Genomic DNA, 16,241 nt, shown 5'->3' on the forward strand with positions numbered 1-16,241 from the left:
TAAAGCGGTACGCGAGCTGGGTTCAGAACGTCGTGAGACAGTTCGGTCCCTATCCGTCGTGGGCGTAGGAAATTTGAGAGGAGCTGTCCTTAGTACGAGAGGACCGGGATGGACACACCGCTGGTGTACCAGTTGTTCTGCCAGGAGCATAGCTGGGTAGCTACGTGTGGACGGGATAAACGCTGAAAGCATCTAAGCGTGAAGCCCCCCTCAAGATGAGATTTCCCATTCGAAAGAAGTAAGATCCCTTGAAGACGACAAGGTAGATAGGTCAGAAGTGGAAGTGTGGTGACACATGGAGCGGACTGATACTAATCGATCGAGGACTTAACCAAAGAAACTGAAGAAGATATCTAGTTTTGGAAGATTAACGAAAGAATCTCCAAAAGGTCTAGTGACGATGGCAAGGAGGGCACACCTGTTCCCATACCGAACACAGAAGTTAAGCTCCTTAGCGCCGAGGGTAGTACGCAAGTGCGAGAGTAGGACGTTGCTGGGCCAAAGAAATGCGGGTGTAGTTTAATGGTAGAACTTCAGCCTTCCAAGCTGACTGTGAGAGTTCGATTCTCTTCACCCGCTCCAATAGCGAATAGTGCACTCGAAAGAGTGCTTTTTTTGTGCGTCAAAGAGGTGACTGAAAGATTTGATAATATTAGATATTAAGTTAACTTCATTTAATACAGGTATTGATATAATCTAGTAATATCTCTAATCGCTAAATGGTATCTTTTAATCAGCATGAGAAATATGAATTATAATTTTAATATCAGACTCAAAGTACATCAGATCTTGAAGGATAATCTTTTATCCTTACTACAACAAGAACTAAGAGTGATTCTAGCTACATTCATATGCTATTCAATAGTATTATTAAGTAGTGAGCTAACCTAGTTGAAATGCTAAATGACATTATTATTATTATTTTCCAAAATAATAATAATGTCATTTAGTGTTAATAGTGATTTAATTTAAAATAACTAGAGTAAATTTTAAATTACATTGAGGAGATGCCAGTTAATATATCTTTATAATAAATAAAAACACACTGTATGATTTACAGTGTGTTTTTATTTATTATAAAGAGCCTATGTCTCCTTTTTCTAATAGGTAATCTTCTAAAATTAAATTATTCTCATAGATATATGTAGCTGCATCCACACCGACATATCTTAAATGCCAAGGTTCGTATTCATATCCTGTTTCTGCTGTTCTCCCTTGTGGATAACGTATAATGAATCCAAATCTATGAGCGTTTTCTGCTACCCATGCACCTTCTTTTGATTGACCAAAAGTCTGAGATAAACCTTCATTTACTGATTTTGCCGTTATATCAATTGTTAGACCAGTTTGGTGTTCACTATGACCTGCGCGTGCACTATAAGAATCTGCATATTGTTGACCATTAGTGGACACATAATTATTATATAAATTAACTTGGGTTTTATATGAGCGATAGCCACTACGTGCAATTAATGCATATCCTTTTTCTTGATTAGCCGCACTAAATAGTGATGAAAGAGCGTCTGCAGCTACTTTTCTTAAGTAGTTAGCCTCATTATTTGTATCTGGTCGATATAAAGGAACATTGAGATATACTAAATCACTTGGAATGTAATCTGAAGGTAATCGATAGTTTTTATTAACTAAAACTAATAAATTATCTGGATGTGCTACTTCTACAGTGTCTTTATAGAAGTTTGTTTTTACATTTGGATAAAGGACATAGTTTAATGCATATTGTACTGAATAATTACGATTACTTTTTAAAATATTTGCATAAGTTTGCATAGAATCGATATTAAATTTTGGAGAAGATGTAAGCTGTTCCAACGTTTCATCAGGTAAATTAAAAGAGTCTAAATACTCACGTTGCTCAGTCGAAAATCTATTAGGTATAGATCTAGTTTCTAAGTTGCTAACAATCAAACTATCATTAAGGTATTCTATTGTTTGAGCTTGAGTAGTAAAATGAGGTTTATTTAAGATGGTAGCAACATAAATAATTGATGTAAGTAAAATTAGACTAATGATTGATAATCGAATTAGTATTAATTTCTTTTTTTTTCGTTTGATTACGACGTTTTTTTTAGCCATTTTTGTTACTCCTTATTTATCTAATTTGAAGAATCTATAGTTTTTTTATTTTAATTGTAACTTTAAATAAATCCCCGTCCTGAGATAATTCAAAAGTAGCACCATGTAAATCTAGAATTGATTTTACAATTGCTAATCCTAGTCCTGATCCTTCAGTATTACGAGAACTATCTCCACGTTTAAATCGTTCGGTTAACTCTACTATATCAAATCCTAATTCATAATTCGATATATTTTTTAAAGTTATGACAATTTCTGATCCTTCATATAACATTTCTAAATAAACACGAGTCCCTGATTGAGCGTATTTTATAATATTACCAAATAAATTTTCAAATACTCGATACATCTTTCTTCCATCACAGTAGGCATACATTTGTGGAGCTGATGTTTTACTCCTCAAAATTAATTGATGTTCAATAAACTTATCTTCATATTCAGCAATAGACTGATGCATTAGAGCAACTAAATCAACTTGTTCTTTATATAATTCAACAGCCCCACTTGCCATCTTACTAGCTTCAAATAAATCATCGATTAAAACTTTAAGACGCTTGGATTTATTATCAATTATTTGTAAATATTCTTGTCTTTCTTCAGCAGTAATATCTGAACGTTTAGCTAAATCAACATAATTTAAAATGCTTGTTAAAGGTGTTCTTAAATCATGAGATACATTTGTTATGAGTTCTGTTTTTAGTCGTTCGCTATTCGATTGTTTTTGATTAGAAAGAATAAATCCTTCTCGTATAATATTGATGTTTTTTGCCATATCTGGGATTAATCCTTGGCCAGAAATGTGGATATCAGATGTAGATTTCCCTTGTGCCATAGAATCTAATGAATCGTTGATGACCTGAATTGTTTTACAACTTCTTTGAATTTTAAGTAAAACAATGAGTGCTAGAACAAAACTTATTGCTCCAACTAGTAGGAATGCAAATCCATCAATAATTGATGTTCCAATTATTATTCCCCAAAGGCCGATAAAGATGGTATACATTAAAACTTTTGTAAAAACTTTACGATAGATAGGGAGATTTCTAATATCATCGATATTAGTGCTGTAAAGACCATTCTCCCATTCCTTTTTTATGATAGATGGATTTTTAAGGAGATAGATTAATCTTTTAAATTGAAGGATAAAAACATAAATTAATAGGAAAATAGATGCAAATTTAGTGATTGTATTTAACCAGTGTGAAAACATATACTGTATATTCCAATAACCAAATACAGTATAATCTTGTAACAATATAATGGTCCAAATAAATAAAATCACTTTTATTTCAATGGGAAGAGTTTTATATTTTGCTTCTATCCACTTTAATTGTTCGGGTAGTTGGATAGATGTCGATTGTATCTTCTTATAGTAATGGTATAAAGGAAGTAATGAAATCATTGTAATTGTAAATCCAATAACGAGGAATATTTTATTGTTGGTGTATTGTTGATAACTTTGGAGAATTGTAGAATCTCCCATAGATGCTTTAGGAAGATATAATGTTCCAGTTAGACCATAGTTATGAGAATTATTGTTTACACGCGCAAAATTATCCTGGTTATTTCCTTTGTAAGGAATTTGAATAGTGTTTAATGTAGGAACACTATCGCTTGGTAGGTTGCTATATGTTGCCCCATTAGTATCGGTTAATTGATAATAAAAAGCGTCTTTTTCCGAATAGTTATAATTTTGATATTCTTGGAGTAACTGTTGATTTTTTTCATACTTAGAAAATTGGATTAATTGTTTTAATTCTTCATCAGAAAGAGAAGTGATTGATATTTGCTCATCTGTATTTTCATTGTATAAATAGTTACTATATTGATTCGAATTTACTTTAGCATCTAGTATCTCTTCTTTTGATACTTCAATACTATCTAATGGGATGCTAACCTGTGGTAATTGAATTTTGATATCATAAAACCAGTGTAAGAAGTCATCGACCTGTGAAGCATATTGACTAGATTCAAAATAATTCAATGGAAATAGGTTATTTATATTTTGGGTCACATAAGTGAAAGATAATAGAAAAATAAAACAGCAGACTAAAAATTTTATCCAATTGTTGTGAAGAGTCTTTTGTTTTATAGAAGAATTTGTTTTTTCAGACATATACTCAGCTCCAATCTATAGTTTTATTATGATACTAAGATACCATCAATATCTTAACAATTAGTTATTTGATTTCTTAAGAATTTCTTAATAAAAAAAACATAGTTCTGAAACTATGTTTTTAAGGTTTAAGTTGAGGGGAACGATTTATTTTAACTTGCTTGTTTACATCCATTTTAACTAATTTCTCATATCCTTTAATAGCTTTTTGAATTTTTAGTATTGCTTGTTAAATGCCTTTTGGGATTCTTTAGATTGAGGTGCATTTAGTAGACCAATATTATAGCTAATAAGGTAGCGTTTTGTCCAGTTTGATGAAGTTGGGATTAATTAAATACGAATGATAACTGATTGAATTTTCTGTTGATGCTACACTAGTTTCTACACGATCATGAGTAGATTCTACGAATGACTTAAGAAAAGAACGTAACCTTTTAACTTAATTCCTTCTCAAAGAAATAGTATATAGGATAAATCTAAGATTCGATTTTATATCCAACACCCCATACTACTTTAAGGTATCTGGGTTCTTTAGGATTAATTTCGATTTTTTCACGTATTTTTCTAATATGAACAGCAACTGTATTTTCTGCATTGTATCCTGGTTCATCCCATACGCGTTCATAAATATCGTTAATTGAGAATACACGTCCTTTATTTCTCATTAATAAGCTAAGAATTTTAAATTCGGTAGGGGTTAATCTTACTTCTATATCATCAACAAATGTTTGTTTAGTTGATAAATTAATACGAAGCCCATTAATTTCGATAGTGCCTTCGTCAGTTGTTTGTTGATTAGATGACTTAGCCCCTAACATTAAATAACGTCGTAATTGGCTTTTAACTCGAGCCACAAGTTCCATCGGATTAAATGGTTTTGTAATGTAGTCATCAGCTCCAAGTGAAAGCCCCATAATTTTATCTGTATCTTCTGATTTTGCAGTTAACATAATAATTGGGACGTTGGAGAATTCACGAATTAGACTAGTGGTAACAATTCCATCCATTTTCGGCATCATAACATCCATTAAAATTAAGTGAATCTCATTGGTCTTCATTAAATCTAGTGCTTCTTCACCGTTAGAGGCCATGATTGTTTCAATTCCTTCGCCACGTAAATAAATACGAATAGCTTCGCGAATTTCACGTTCATCATCAACAACTAAGACACGAGAATCTTTCATAATATATTAATCCTCCTTCATCTCATTTTAAGTTATTATACCTTAATTAATTTATTTATGGCAAATTAATCCTAGATACGAGGATAAAAGAGTAAAGTTTTATTGGTCAATAAGGTTCATCTGTTCCCCACCATATTCAATACCACAGGCTTTGCCGATTCCTTGATAAAGGATAATATTGCGTTTGGTATCAAGTAATGTCATTTCAATTTCACCTAAAAGAGTTTCTTCAACAAGAGGAACCATTTCACCGTCTTTAGGACCATAGCATAAAACAAAATCATGCGGGTTAGTTTTAGTTTTTACAACAAGGTGTAAATGTTTCCGAGTCGCACATAAAATAATATCTCTATCGCAAACATTCAACGTAATAGAGCTTTTGTTTATGCTTGTAAAAGAATAAAAATTATTATCAACTGTTACACCTATGATAAAGCCCCTAAATTCCTTTACAAGTGGGAAAGGGATGGTAGCAAGAGAGCATGTAAGAGTAGCGCGTTGATCATTGAAACTGTTACTTTGAATCCAGATCCACGATTTTGGAAAGCTTTTGCCCCAATTTTTTTCGATATAGTATTTTCCATTACTGAAATCGATTAATTTTCCATTCACTTTAAGGTGCCCTTCTTCAATCGTTCCATCTAAAGCACAAACCTGACTGTAACATTCCATAAAAGAAAAGTGATTATAAAAACCCATACTTCCTGGATTAAATTTAGTATCGGGCCATTTTTTTCGAGGACTAAGGAATAGGACTCCCTTAATTTCTTCTTCAGAATTTAGAAGTTGAACATTAATTTTACTAAGGCTGAATTCATTTAATCCAATGTTGATCTTTAAATGACGTGGATTTGAGTAGAATTCATTTGTACTATAACGAAAATATTGATAACTATGATCAATTAAGTTGACGACTTGAATAAAACAATGATGATCGAGTGGATCTTTCCCCCGGGAAATTCCAGGAATAAATGCTAAGGCGTAAGTGGCCGTACTATCCACAATTTTAAAATACCACCCCTCAAAAAAATTAGTGTATTGATTTTGGCCATGATATAAATCAGGATTTATTTTCATTATTACCTCTCCATATAATAATTTGCCATTGCTAAAAAAGAGATTTATATTTTTTTTATTATGTGTCAAAAAGTAGATTTTTAAACCATTAAATGAAAAAAGTTGCAAGCCATGAAGGAACAGGATATGATGGGATTAGATAAGATGAAAGGATGATAACATGACTTTAAAATTTGATGAAGTTTTCTCCATTATGAAAAAATCATTTCCACAAGAGGAAATGAGAAATTACGAAGGACAAAAAGCTTTATTAGAGCGTGATGATTATTTTATTAAAACTTACATGCATGAAGATGAAGTTGCTGGTTTTTGTGCCTATTATAAGTTTGATAATTTTATTTATATTGAACATTTAGCATGTAATCCAGAGGTTCGAGGACTAGGAATTGGAACGAAACTAGTTCAACAGGTTATAGCTGAAGATGAAAATCGAGTGGTTATTCTAGAAGTTGAACCGCCTGTTGATGAACTGACAAAAAGACGTGTTAGATTCTATGAAAAATTAGGATTTAAATTAAATCCACATTATCATTTTCAACCATCTTTAAATGAAGGGATGGATGGGTTAGAATTAAAGATTATGTCTTCAAATACTGAATTATCAGAAGAGGCGCAAATTAAATTTAGAAGAGTTTTAAATGAAAAGGTGTATGGGGTAGATAAAGATTTATATATTTAACAATTTATATGAATAATATCCATAAAAATGCAGATCTTAAAAGAGACAATTGAGTCTCTTTTTTTTATATCATGAGGTGAGTTAGATGTTAGATTTGATGAAACAATATAATGATAGTATAGAGAAGATGATTAAAATCCTAAGTTTATTAGTAGGAATCTGTTTTGTTTGTATGCTATTTATTTTTGAAATTAGCTTTTCTGATGAGGAATTGAAGTTTTTTTTAATTCTTGGTTGTGTTTCGCTTTTAACAGGGATTGGGTTTATGGTTAGTAAGATTAAAAAAGAAGTTTTTGATTGTATGTTGTTTGTGATGACGGGACTGTTTTTAGGAATAGTTAGTGGAGGTGCATATTCACTGATTTTTATGATGGTTTGTTTGTTTATTACAATTATTTATGGACGTCGTGCTGGATTATTAAGTAGTTTTTTATGTTCAGGTATTCTTTTGTTTTTAGAAACTAATTATTTTGGGAGCATTAGTTTGTTGATGGTGAGTTATTTTGTAGGGGGATGGCGTGATTATTTTTATCAATCTCGTGATTTTTTAACAGGTGTGCTGAGTGAATCTTGTTTTGATGAGGTGTTAGAAAGTTTTATTTCTAATAATCGGATGTTTTCATTGATTTTTGTTAGGATGGATGATGAGGGTTATCCACAGGTAGAAAAGAAGATAGCACGCATATTAAATAGTCAGTTTACGTTTAGATATGGATTGAATGGATTTATGGTTATTTTGCCGGATGCAGATAAGGGAAAATCGGTGCAATGGCTTGAGGAAAGAATTTATGAAATCAAAGAGGTTGAGTTAAAGAGTGGGATTGTGTACTACCCTGAGGATGGGGTGAATTTAGTTAAGAAGGTTGAGGATATTGTAAATAGTGAGGAATGTTTACATCGGTATGCATGGATGATGAGACATATGAATGGGATAGATAGTGATGTGGTGACGGCGATTAAGATGTTGATGGGATTTTTGCGTGTTTGGGATAGTTATACGTATGGTCATGTGATGCGGGTTGTTGAGTATAGTCAATGTCTTGGACGTGAGCTTGGAATCAGTGATGATGAGGAAAGTCTTTTAGTTTGTGGGGCTTACTTACATGATATTGGGAAGCTTGATATGGATCAGTTTATTTTGAATAAGCGAATGCCACTTGCAGAGAATGAGTGGCTAAGATTGAAGTCTCATGTTGAACAGGGGGTAGAACTGATTCAGTTATTTGAGGAGTTAGCTCCGTTTCAGATGTTTATTAGACATCATCATGAACGTTTTGATGGACGTGGATATCCTTCTCGTTTAGAAGGGGATGAAATTCCATTTTTGGTTCGAATTTTAGCAGTAGCGGATAGTTTTGATGCGATGACTTCAAAGCGATCTTATAATCACCCAATGAGTTATAAGGAGGGAATAACTGAACTTCGTCGATGTAGTGGAGCTCAGTTTGATCCAGTGGTTGTTGAAGCTTTTGCGAATGTGATTGAAAGGGAATATTCTTTTGGGAATTGAAGATATTAAAGATGAGGTGAATACTATGGATAGTAAAGAGTTTCATATTGCGAATTTAAGTTATGATAAGTTACGTGAATTAAAACGTGTTGAGGCGGAGTTGTCTGAAAAATTTGGAGCAGATTTAGTTTTAATTGCATGGCAAAAAAATTAAAGGATTAAACTGTAAAGTTTAATCCTTTTTTGTGTCATAATTTGAATTTTATTGTTGGAAAAGGTTGATAACTTCAATGGTTGGAAGTATACTTATTAAATCAAAAGTAAATTTTAAATAAGGAAGGTAGAAATTATGAAGAAGAATACTGGAAATCTTGGCTCGTGTAGCTCTAAAAATTTAGGAGGAGTTTTAAAGTTTGTGATTCCTTCGTTACTGGGTGTATTTTTATTTATGACACCTATTTCTATTGGTGGAGAGATTACGATTCCTGTTGCGGTTTTATCGAAGTGGGTTCAATCGACGTTTGCAGATGTATTACCGATGGTTTTATTATTATTAGTTATGATTACAGCGGTTGGAACATTAGTGACCAAGATTTTTTCACCGAAGTTTATTATTAAGAATGATTTTTTAAATACGTTGTTTAATGTAACACCTGTTTGGTTTGTTATTCGTATGTTAGCGGCTGTATTTATTGTGATAGCTCTTTATGAGGTGGGATTTGCACCGATTTATTCAGGAGATACAGGCGGACTTGTTTTATATGATTTATTACCGATTTTATTTTCTGTCTTTTTATTTGCAGGGTTATTCTTGCCGTTATTATTGAATTTTGGATTGTTAGAGTTTATTGGAACGTTATTATCTAAAATCATGCGTCCTGTCTTTAATTTACCGGGGCGTTCTGCGATTGATTGTATTGCTTCCTGGCTTGGAGATGGGACGATTGGTGTTTTATTAACGAGTAAGCAGTATGAGGATGGTTTTTATACAAAGCGTGAAGCAGCTGTTATTGGAACAACATTCTCGTTAGTATCAATTACGTTTAGTTTAGTCGTTATTGATACGGTTGGACTGAGCCGTATGTTTTTACCTTTCTATTTTACGGTAACCGTGGCGAGTTTAGTGGCAGCCATTGTTTTACCCAAATTACCACCTTTATCGAAGAAGCCAGATATATTCTTTGATGGAACTCCAAAAGAAGATGATGAGGTTATTCCAGCGGGATCAAGTAGCTTTTCACATGGTTTAAACCAGGCTATTAAGAAGGCTAAGGGGCAGGATTTAGTTAAGGTTGTTTTTGTGGATGGATTTAAAAATGTTTTAGATATGTGGTTAGCAGTTATTCCAATTGTTATGGCGGTTGGAACGATTGCATTAGTGGTAGCAGAGTACACTCCATTATTTAAAATTTTAGGATTACCATTCTATCCAGTTTTATGGTTATTACAGGTTCCAGAGGCGATGGCAGCATCTCAAACGCTTGTAGCGGGATTTGCTGATATGTTATTACCATCGATTTTAGCTTCAGGGATTGAGAGCGAGATGACTCGATTTGTAGTCGCAGCTGTTTCTGTTTCACAGTTAATTTATTTATCTGAGGTTGGAGCATTGTTGTTAGCATCAAAAATTCCGGTAAGTTTAAAAGAATTATTTATTATTTTCATTCAACGTACGTTGATTACTTTACCTGTTATCGCATTAATTGCACATTTAATTTTTTAATTTAAAGCTCACTTTATGTGAGCTTTTTTTGTATGTATTTTCAGGTAAAATCCAAAACTAATATTGAAAACGATATTTTATGTGGCAGAATTGTATAAAATGATTAGTTAACTAATAGTTAGTTGACTAATTAAATAGGTAGAAGTAATATAGAATTAGATTAAAGCGAGGTGACATGATGGATAGTAATGAAGTAAGAGATTTAGCAAAACTGTTATCTCATGTTATTCGTCTTCAAATGGTGACTGTACATAAGCGAATGGAAGAACAGGGTTTTTGTCGTTCACAGCCAGGAATTATTCATGTTTTAAGTAAACATGATGGAATGACACAAGTAGAGTTAGCAACTAAATTGAATGTAACGCCTGCTACTATTAGTGCGATGCTAAAACGTATGGAGCGAGATCAGATGATTGAGCGACGTCGTAGCCAAGAAGATCAAAGGGTAACACATGTTTATTTAACTGAGTATGGAAAACAACAATCAGATGTGGTTGAGAAAATTTTTGATGAGATGAATCAAAAAGGGTTTGGTAATTTTACTGATGAAGAGTTAAAGCAAGCTAAAAATATTTTCCAAAAGTTAATAGACAATTTGGGTGATATTTCATGTCAAGGGAGGTATAAAGGATGTTAAAATTATTTAAAGGTTTAAAGCCTTATTGGTTAATGGTTGTTGGAGTATTAATTTTAGTATTTATTTCAACTATGACTGACCTTGCATTGCCAGATTTAATGTCTGACATTGTCGATACTGGGATTGTTCAAGGGGATGTTTCGTACATTTTAGGACGCGGAGGAGTAATGCTTGCTGTTGCTCTTTTAGGAACAGTCTGTATTATTTGTAGTAGTTATCTTTCTTCGCGAATTGGGATAGGATTTAGTCGTGATTTAAGAAAGAAAGTATTTGAAAAAGTTGAATCTTTTTCACTGACTGAGGTCAATACTGTCGGAACGGCATCGTTAATTACAAGAACAACAAATGATATCAATCAAGTTCAACAGGTTACCATTATGATGATGCGTATGATGTTAAGTGCTCCGTTAATGATTGTTGGAGCATTGATTATGGCGCTTCGTAAGGATGTTGGGTTATCAACGATTATTTTAGTGGTTATTCCAATTATCGTTGTTGTTATTGGTGTTATTGCCAAGTTTACAATGCCAATGTTTGAAAAAATGCAAAAACGTATTGATAAGTTAAATCTTGTTGTTCGCGAAAATTTAACAGGGATCCGTGTAGTACGCGTATTCAATAAAGTTGATTTTGAACAAAAAAGATTTAATCAAGCAAGTTCAGATTTATCACGTGTTGCAACGACAGCTAATCGTTTAATGGGATCTTTAATGCCATTAATGATGTTAATTTTAAATATATCAATTGTTGCTGTTCTTTGGTTTGGTGGAATTCGTATTAACGAAGGAAGTTTCCAAGTCGGTGATTTAATGGCGTTTATTCAATATTTGACTCAAGTTCTATTTTCAATGTTAATGTTGACGATGATGTTTGTGTTAATCCCACGTGCTCAAGCATCGGCTGTACGTATTAACGAAGTATTAGAGATGGAATCTCCAATTCAAAATCCAGCTAATGGAGCACAACCTTCATTAAAGGGTGTTGTAGAGTTTAAAAATGTTGCGTTTGGATATGAAGGAGCAGAAGAACATGCGATTTCTAACATTTCATTTAAAGCTAATCCAGGTGAAATAACGGCGATTATTGGTGGAACGGGATCAGGTAAGTCAACTTTATTGAATATGATTCCTCGCTTCTATGATGCGGCTGAAGGAGAAGTTTTAGTAGACGAAGTCAATGTTCGAGAGATGAATCAAGCTTTATTACGTTCAAAAATCGGTTATGTTCCACAAAAGGCTATTTTATTTACAGGAACGATTCGAGATAATATTCGATATGGTAAAGAAGATGCGACTGATGAAGAAATTAAGCATGCTTTAGATATTGCCCAAGCAACAGACTTCGTTTCTAAAATGCCAGACGGATTAGAATCACCGATTGCTCAAGGTGGGACAAATGTTTCTGGTGGGCAAAAACAACGTTTATCAATTGCTCGCGCTATTGTTCGTAAGCCAGAAATTTATTTATTCGATGATAGTTTTTCAGCATTAGACTTTAAAACAGATGCACAGTTACGTGCAGCATTAAAGGCAGAGACAAAAGAGGCGACAGTGATTATTGTTGCTCAACGTGTAAGTACTGTTATGGATGCCGATCGTATCTTAGTTATGGATGAAGGACGCATTGCAGGATGCGGAACACACGAAGAACTTTTAGCAACAAATGAAATTTACCAACAGATTGTTGAATCACAACTTAAACAAGGAGAGGAGGAATAATTATGGCGGGACCTATGGGACGTGGCCCACATGGTGGAGCAACTGAAAAAGCAAAAGATTTTAAAGGAACGTTATCACGTTTAAGTAAGTATTTAAAACCTTATCGTGTAGGTTTAATTGTTGTAATATTAGCAGCCATTACAAGTGTCATTTTCTCTATTGTTTCACCTAAAGTAATGGCGAAGATTACAAATGAATTATTTCGCCCAATTCAGGAGTTAATGACTGGAGTTAAAAATCCAACTCCGATTGATTTCAGTTATATTTGGAAAATTATCTTAATTTTAATTGGATTATATGTTTTAAGTGCGGCCTTTAGTTATTTACAACAGTTTATTATGGCTGGTATTTCACAAAAAGTTGTCTATGACTTACGTGAAGAGATCGATCAAAAGTTAGCTAAACTACCGTTAAAATTCTTTGATTCACATACACATGGAGAATTATTAAGTCGTTTTACAAATGATGTGGACAACATTAGTGCGACATTGCAACAATCAATTACTCAAGTTATTACTTCAGTAACAACGATTATTGGGGTATTAATCATGATGTTATCAATTAGCCCGTTATTAACATTGATTTCGATTATTGTCGTACCTCTATCGGGAATTTTAATGATGCAAGTTGTAAAAAAATCTCAAAAATATTTCATCGGTCAACAACGTACATTAGGTGAATTAAATGGTCACATCGAAGAAATGTATACAGGTCATAATGTTGTTAAAGCATTTGGCCATGAGAAAAAAGCTATTGCAGAGTTTGATGAAGTTAATGATCGTTTATACGAAGTGGGATGGAAAGCTCAATTTTTATCTGGATTAATTATGCCAATCATTAGTTTTATCGGAAACTTAGGATATGTATTAGTGGCTGTAGTTGGTGGAGTTTTAGTTACAAAAGGACGTATCTCTATTGGAGATATTCAAGCTTTCATTCAATATAGCCGTCAGTTTACTCAACCAATGGCACAAGTTGCACAGATTTCAAATATTATTCAGTCAACTGTAGCATCTGCAGAGCGTGTATTTGAATTATTAGATGAAGAAGAGTTAACGGCTGAAACAGCTCAACCAGTAAAACTTGACAATCCTCGTGGTGCTGTTGAATTTAATCATGTTAAATTTGGTTACCGTGAAGATAAAATCTTAATTCAAGATATGAATATTAAAGCTGAACCTGGTCAAATGGTGGCTATTGTAGGTCCAACTGGTGCAGGAAAAACGACATTAGTTAATTTATTATTACGTTTTTATGAAGTGAACGATGGACAAATCTTAATTGATGGTGTCGATATTAACGATATGAAACGTAGTGATTTACGTAAGTTATTTGGAATGGTACTTCAAGATACTTGGCTATTTAATGGAACCATTCGTGATAATATTGCTTATGGAAAAGAAAATGCAACAGATGAAGAAGTTATTGCGGCAGCTAAAGCGGCACATGCTGATCACTTTATTCGTGTTTTACCAGATGGTTATGACACAATCTTAAATGAGGAAGTATCAAATATTTCTCAAGGTCAGAAACAGTTATTAACTATTGCTCGTGCTTTATTATCAGATCCTGAGATTATGATTTTAGATGAGGCTACAAGTAGCGTTGATACTCGTACTGAGTTACAAATTCAAAATGCGATGAAAACTTTAATGAAGGGTCGCACAAGCTTTGTGATTGCTCATCGTTTATCCACTATTCGTGAAGCAGATATCATCTTAGTTATGAAAGATGGCGATGTTATTGAACAAGGAAATCATGATACATTAATGGCTGCAAATGGTTTCTATGCTGACCTTTATAATAGTCAGTTTAGCAACGAAGAAGAATAATCAAAAAGGTAAGTAATCTAAGTTGATTACTTACCTTTTTTAGAGTTATTTTGTCGGAAAAATAGGAATGATATATGCTCTTTTTAGGAAAAATTGCGATATAATAGGAAATGAGTAGCATATCTTATGACCTTATCTTTAAGGAGGGGGACCCATTGATTTTTGATACGCATACCGATATTTTATATAACATCGTTGCAAAACGATTAAAAGGTAAAAGAGGTATTGTTGAAGATTACCATATTCCAGAACAGTTAGAAGGTAACATAACAGGGGGAATTTGGACGTATTTTACAGATGTTGAGCATTTATTATGCGATGATTTTGATAAAGCAATTGGATATATACTAGAGGAAGTTGAACAATCACCAGATGTTCAGATTGTTAAATCACAGGATGATTGGGCTGATCATAAGGTAAATGTAATTCTTGGGCTTGAAAGTTTAGCACCTATTCAGGACTTAAATCATTTAAAAAAGATATATGATTTAGGATTTAGACATGCCATGTTAACTTGGAATGAAGTTAATCATTTTGGTTGTGGAGCTTTTGCGGATAGTGATACTGGTTTAACAGATTTAGGATGTCAGGCAGTAAAGTTAATGAATGAGCTTGGGATGGTTGTCGATGTTTCTCATGCCAGTATTAAAACGATGACTGATATTTTAGATGTCACAACTGAGCCTGTTATTGCTTCCCATTCGAATTGCTATGCTTTAAGAGGGCATCGACGTAATTTAACGGATGGCCAAATTAGAGGGATTGCAGAAACCGGTGGTGTGATTGGGGTTACAGCTGTGCCTGATTTTGTGCATTCAGATGAGTATACAATTAAAGCAATGGTTGATCATATTGATTATATTAAGAAGTTAGTTGGCAGTAAGTATATTGCGTTAGGTTTTGACTTTATGAACTATTTATCAGAAGATGGCGTGAATGCCAACTTATCAGACTGTGGTAGTGCAAAAGAGGCACAACTTATTATTGATGAGTTGATGAGTCGAGGTTATAGTAGTATGGAGATTGACGATATTACGCATATAAATGCTAAGAAAGTCATTAATCGTATTTTGAAACAATAAGGAAAGGCTAGTCGTTTATTTACGACTAGCCTTTTTAATTAGTTTTTTTGAAAGTGGGATGATAGCACCTAAGCAGGCTACACCGATAATCACGCATTTAAAAGCTTTAAAGAGTGGATGTTCATCAAAGTAAAGTTGATAGATGTTCATTTCATCTTCTTCGCCTACAAAGGTGAATTGTAGCTTTTGGACGAGATTTTGGGATGGGATGTTTTCATAGTGACATTTTGCAATAATGGATTTGACTTCTCGATGAGTCATAGCCCAATCAATTAGGGCATTAATAGCTTCTGTTGCGTATCCTTTGCGGCGTTTAGCTTCGATTATTTCATATCCAATTTCGATTTCACCCTCTTGATTTGGATTTCCCTTGTATCCACCATCACCAATGACTTGGTTTGTTTCTTTTTCAATAAAAATCCAAGATGTAAATCCGATTTTTGGTGGCATGAAAAGGTAGAGTTCATCTTTCATCCACGTTAAGAGTGTGCGATTATCTTCTGTTAGCCACTTCGCTGTTGAAAATTCTGTTATTTCATTATTTAGTATTTGCCCGATGAGTGTGTCCGTTAGTGGGTATAAAATGAGATGTTCTGTTTCGAGTTTCATGTTAAACTATGCTCCTTCGATTTTTACTTAATTCTATGAT

Annotated in this window: 13 protein-coding genes, 1 tRNA gene and 2 rRNA genes; 11 read left to right on the forward strand and 5 right to left on the reverse strand. The window is 33.3% G+C overall.

Annotation, left to right across the window (positions count from 1 at the left end; all coding sequences use genetic code 11):
• The 3 genes from QWC74_RS14040 to QWC74_RS14050 form a co-directional block, all read left to right on the forward strand.
• Window positions 1-335 (forward strand): 23S ribosomal RNA (locus tag QWC74_RS14040); the annotation flags it as partial.
• Between the two features lie 55 nt (window positions 336-390).
• Window positions 391-499 (forward strand): 5S ribosomal RNA (rrf, locus tag QWC74_RS14045).
• Window positions 500-508: 9 nt separating this feature from the next.
• Window positions 509-582: transfer RNA gene (locus QWC74_RS14050), tRNA-Gly, on the forward strand.
• A 492-nt stretch (window positions 583-1,074) separates the two neighbouring features.
• On the opposite strand, the gene QWC74_RS14055 is transcribed toward QWC74_RS14050, so the two are convergent.
• The 4 genes from QWC74_RS14055 to QWC74_RS14070 form a co-directional block, all read right to left on the reverse strand.
• Window positions 1,075-2,094 (reverse strand): D-alanyl-D-alanine carboxypeptidase family protein, encoded by a 1,020-nt coding sequence (locus tag QWC74_RS14055; RefSeq protein ID WP_238581471.1) that lies wholly within the window; start codon window positions 2,092-2,094, stop codon window positions 1,075-1,077.
• A 34-nt stretch (window positions 2,095-2,128) separates the two neighbouring features.
• Window positions 2,129-4,210: a sensor histidine kinase KdpD gene (locus tag QWC74_RS14060; protein ID WP_237701244.1), complete on the reverse strand. Its 2,082-nt coding sequence runs from the start codon at window positions 4,208-4,210 to the stop codon at window positions 2,129-2,131.
• A 476-nt stretch (window positions 4,211-4,686) separates the two neighbouring features.
• Window positions 4,687-5,394, reverse strand: coding sequence for a response regulator transcription factor (locus QWC74_RS14065; RefSeq protein ID WP_006783188.1), 708 nt, complete (start codon window positions 5,392-5,394; stop codon window positions 4,687-4,689).
• 99 nt (window positions 5,395-5,493) lie between these two features.
• Entirely contained in the window at window positions 5,494-6,471 is a 978-nt protein-coding gene (locus QWC74_RS14070; RefSeq protein ID WP_006783189.1) for a tocopherol cyclase family protein, read from the reverse strand.
• Window positions 6,472-6,631: 160 nt separating this feature from the next.
• Here QWC74_RS14070 and QWC74_RS14075 point away from each other — a divergent pair, with 160 nt between their 5' ends.
• The 8 genes from QWC74_RS14075 to QWC74_RS14110 all read left to right on the forward strand — a co-directional run bounded on the left by QWC74_RS14075 (window position 6,632) and on the right by QWC74_RS14110 (window position 15,592).
• Window positions 6,632-7,150 carry a GNAT family N-acetyltransferase gene (locus tag QWC74_RS14075; RefSeq protein ID WP_006783190.1) on the forward strand — a complete coding sequence of 173 codons (519 nt, stop codon included), beginning with the start codon at window positions 6,632-6,634 and terminating at the stop codon, window positions 7,148-7,150.
• 85 nt (window positions 7,151-7,235) lie between these two features.
• Window positions 7,236-8,660 carry an HD domain-containing phosphohydrolase gene (locus QWC74_RS14080; protein WP_006783191.1) on the forward strand — a complete coding sequence of 475 codons (1,425 nt, stop codon included), beginning with the start codon at window positions 7,236-7,238 and terminating at the stop codon, window positions 8,658-8,660.
• Window positions 8,661-8,685: 25 nt separating this feature from the next.
• Window positions 8,686-8,814 carry a hypothetical protein gene (locus tag QWC74_RS14085; RefSeq protein ID WP_006783192.1) on the forward strand — a complete coding sequence of 43 codons (129 nt, stop codon included), beginning with the start codon at window positions 8,686-8,688 and terminating at the stop codon, window positions 8,812-8,814.
• Between the two features lie 135 nt (window positions 8,815-8,949).
• Entirely contained in the window at window positions 8,950-10,323 is a 1,374-nt protein-coding gene (locus QWC74_RS14090) for a YjiH family protein (RefSeq protein WP_006783193.1), read from the forward strand.
• A 178-nt stretch (window positions 10,324-10,501) separates the two neighbouring features.
• Window positions 10,502-10,960, forward strand: a complete 459-nt coding sequence (locus QWC74_RS14095; RefSeq protein ID WP_006783194.1) for a MarR family winged helix-turn-helix transcriptional regulator — start codon at window positions 10,502-10,504, stop codon at window positions 10,958-10,960.
• Window positions 10,954-12,678, forward strand: a complete 1,725-nt coding sequence (locus QWC74_RS14100; RefSeq protein WP_006783195.1) for an ABC transporter ATP-binding protein — start codon at window positions 10,954-10,956, stop codon at window positions 12,676-12,678. The genes QWC74_RS14095 and QWC74_RS14100 overlap by 7 nt, the downstream gene beginning before the upstream one ends.
• A gap of 2 nt (window positions 12,679-12,680) precedes the next feature.
• Window positions 12,681-14,510 (forward strand): ABC transporter ATP-binding protein, encoded by a 1,830-nt coding sequence (locus QWC74_RS14105; RefSeq protein WP_006783196.1) that lies wholly within the window; start codon window positions 12,681-12,683, stop codon window positions 14,508-14,510.
• 155 nt (window positions 14,511-14,665) lie between these two features.
• A complete protein-coding gene (locus QWC74_RS14110) occupies window positions 14,666-15,592 on the forward strand; it encodes a dipeptidase (protein WP_006783197.1) in 927 nt (308 codons plus the stop codon).
• 15 nt (window positions 15,593-15,607) lie between these two features.
• On the opposite strand, the gene QWC74_RS14115 is transcribed toward QWC74_RS14110, so the two are convergent.
• Complete coding sequence (locus QWC74_RS14115) at window positions 15,608-16,201, reverse strand: GNAT family N-acetyltransferase (RefSeq protein ID WP_006783198.1); 594 nt, start codon at window positions 16,199-16,201, stop codon at window positions 15,608-15,610.
• Window positions 16,202-16,241: the final 40 nt, after the last annotated feature.

It is taken from the genome of uncultured Turicibacter sp. (assembly GCF_938044715.1).
Lineage (GTDB): Bacteria > Bacillota_I > Bacilli_A > MOL361 > Turicibacteraceae > Turicibacter > Turicibacter sanguinis.

Excerpts from the sequence above, each read along its gene's own strand:
- QWC74_RS14055 (WP_238581471.1), bottom strand. The coding sequence starts at position 2,094 with ATGGCTAAAAAAAACGTCGTAATCAAACGAAAAAAAAAGAAATTAATA.
- QWC74_RS14060 (WP_237701244.1), bottom strand. The coding sequence starts at position 4,210 with ATGTCTGAAAAAACAAATTCTTCTATAAAACAAAAGACTCTTCACAAC.
- QWC74_RS14065 (WP_006783188.1), bottom strand. The coding sequence starts at position 5,394 with ATGAAAGATTCTCGTGTCTTAGTTGTTGATGATGAACGTGAAATTCGC.
- QWC74_RS14070 (WP_006783189.1), bottom strand. The coding sequence starts at position 6,471 with ATGAAAATAAATCCTGATTTATATCATGGCCAAAATCAATACACTAAT.
- QWC74_RS14075 (WP_006783190.1), top strand. The coding sequence starts at position 6,632 with ATGACTTTAAAATTTGATGAAGTTTTCTCCATTATGAAAAAATCATTT.
- QWC74_RS14080 (WP_006783191.1), top strand. The coding sequence starts at position 7,236 with ATGTTAGATTTGATGAAACAATATAATGATAGTATAGAGAAGATGATT.
- QWC74_RS14085 (WP_006783192.1), top strand. The coding sequence starts at position 8,686 with ATGGATAGTAAAGAGTTTCATATTGCGAATTTAAGTTATGATAAGTTA.
- QWC74_RS14090 (WP_006783193.1), top strand. The coding sequence starts at position 8,950 with ATGAAGAAGAATACTGGAAATCTTGGCTCGTGTAGCTCTAAAAATTTA.
- QWC74_RS14095 (WP_006783194.1), top strand. The coding sequence starts at position 10,502 with ATGGATAGTAATGAAGTAAGAGATTTAGCAAAACTGTTATCTCATGTT.
- QWC74_RS14100 (WP_006783195.1), top strand. The coding sequence starts at position 10,954 with ATGTTAAAATTATTTAAAGGTTTAAAGCCTTATTGGTTAATGGTTGTT.
- QWC74_RS14105 (WP_006783196.1), top strand. The coding sequence starts at position 12,681 with ATGGCGGGACCTATGGGACGTGGCCCACATGGTGGAGCAACTGAAAAA.
- QWC74_RS14115 (WP_006783198.1), bottom strand. The coding sequence starts at position 16,201 with ATGAAACTCGAAACAGAACATCTCATTTTATACCCACTAACGGACACA.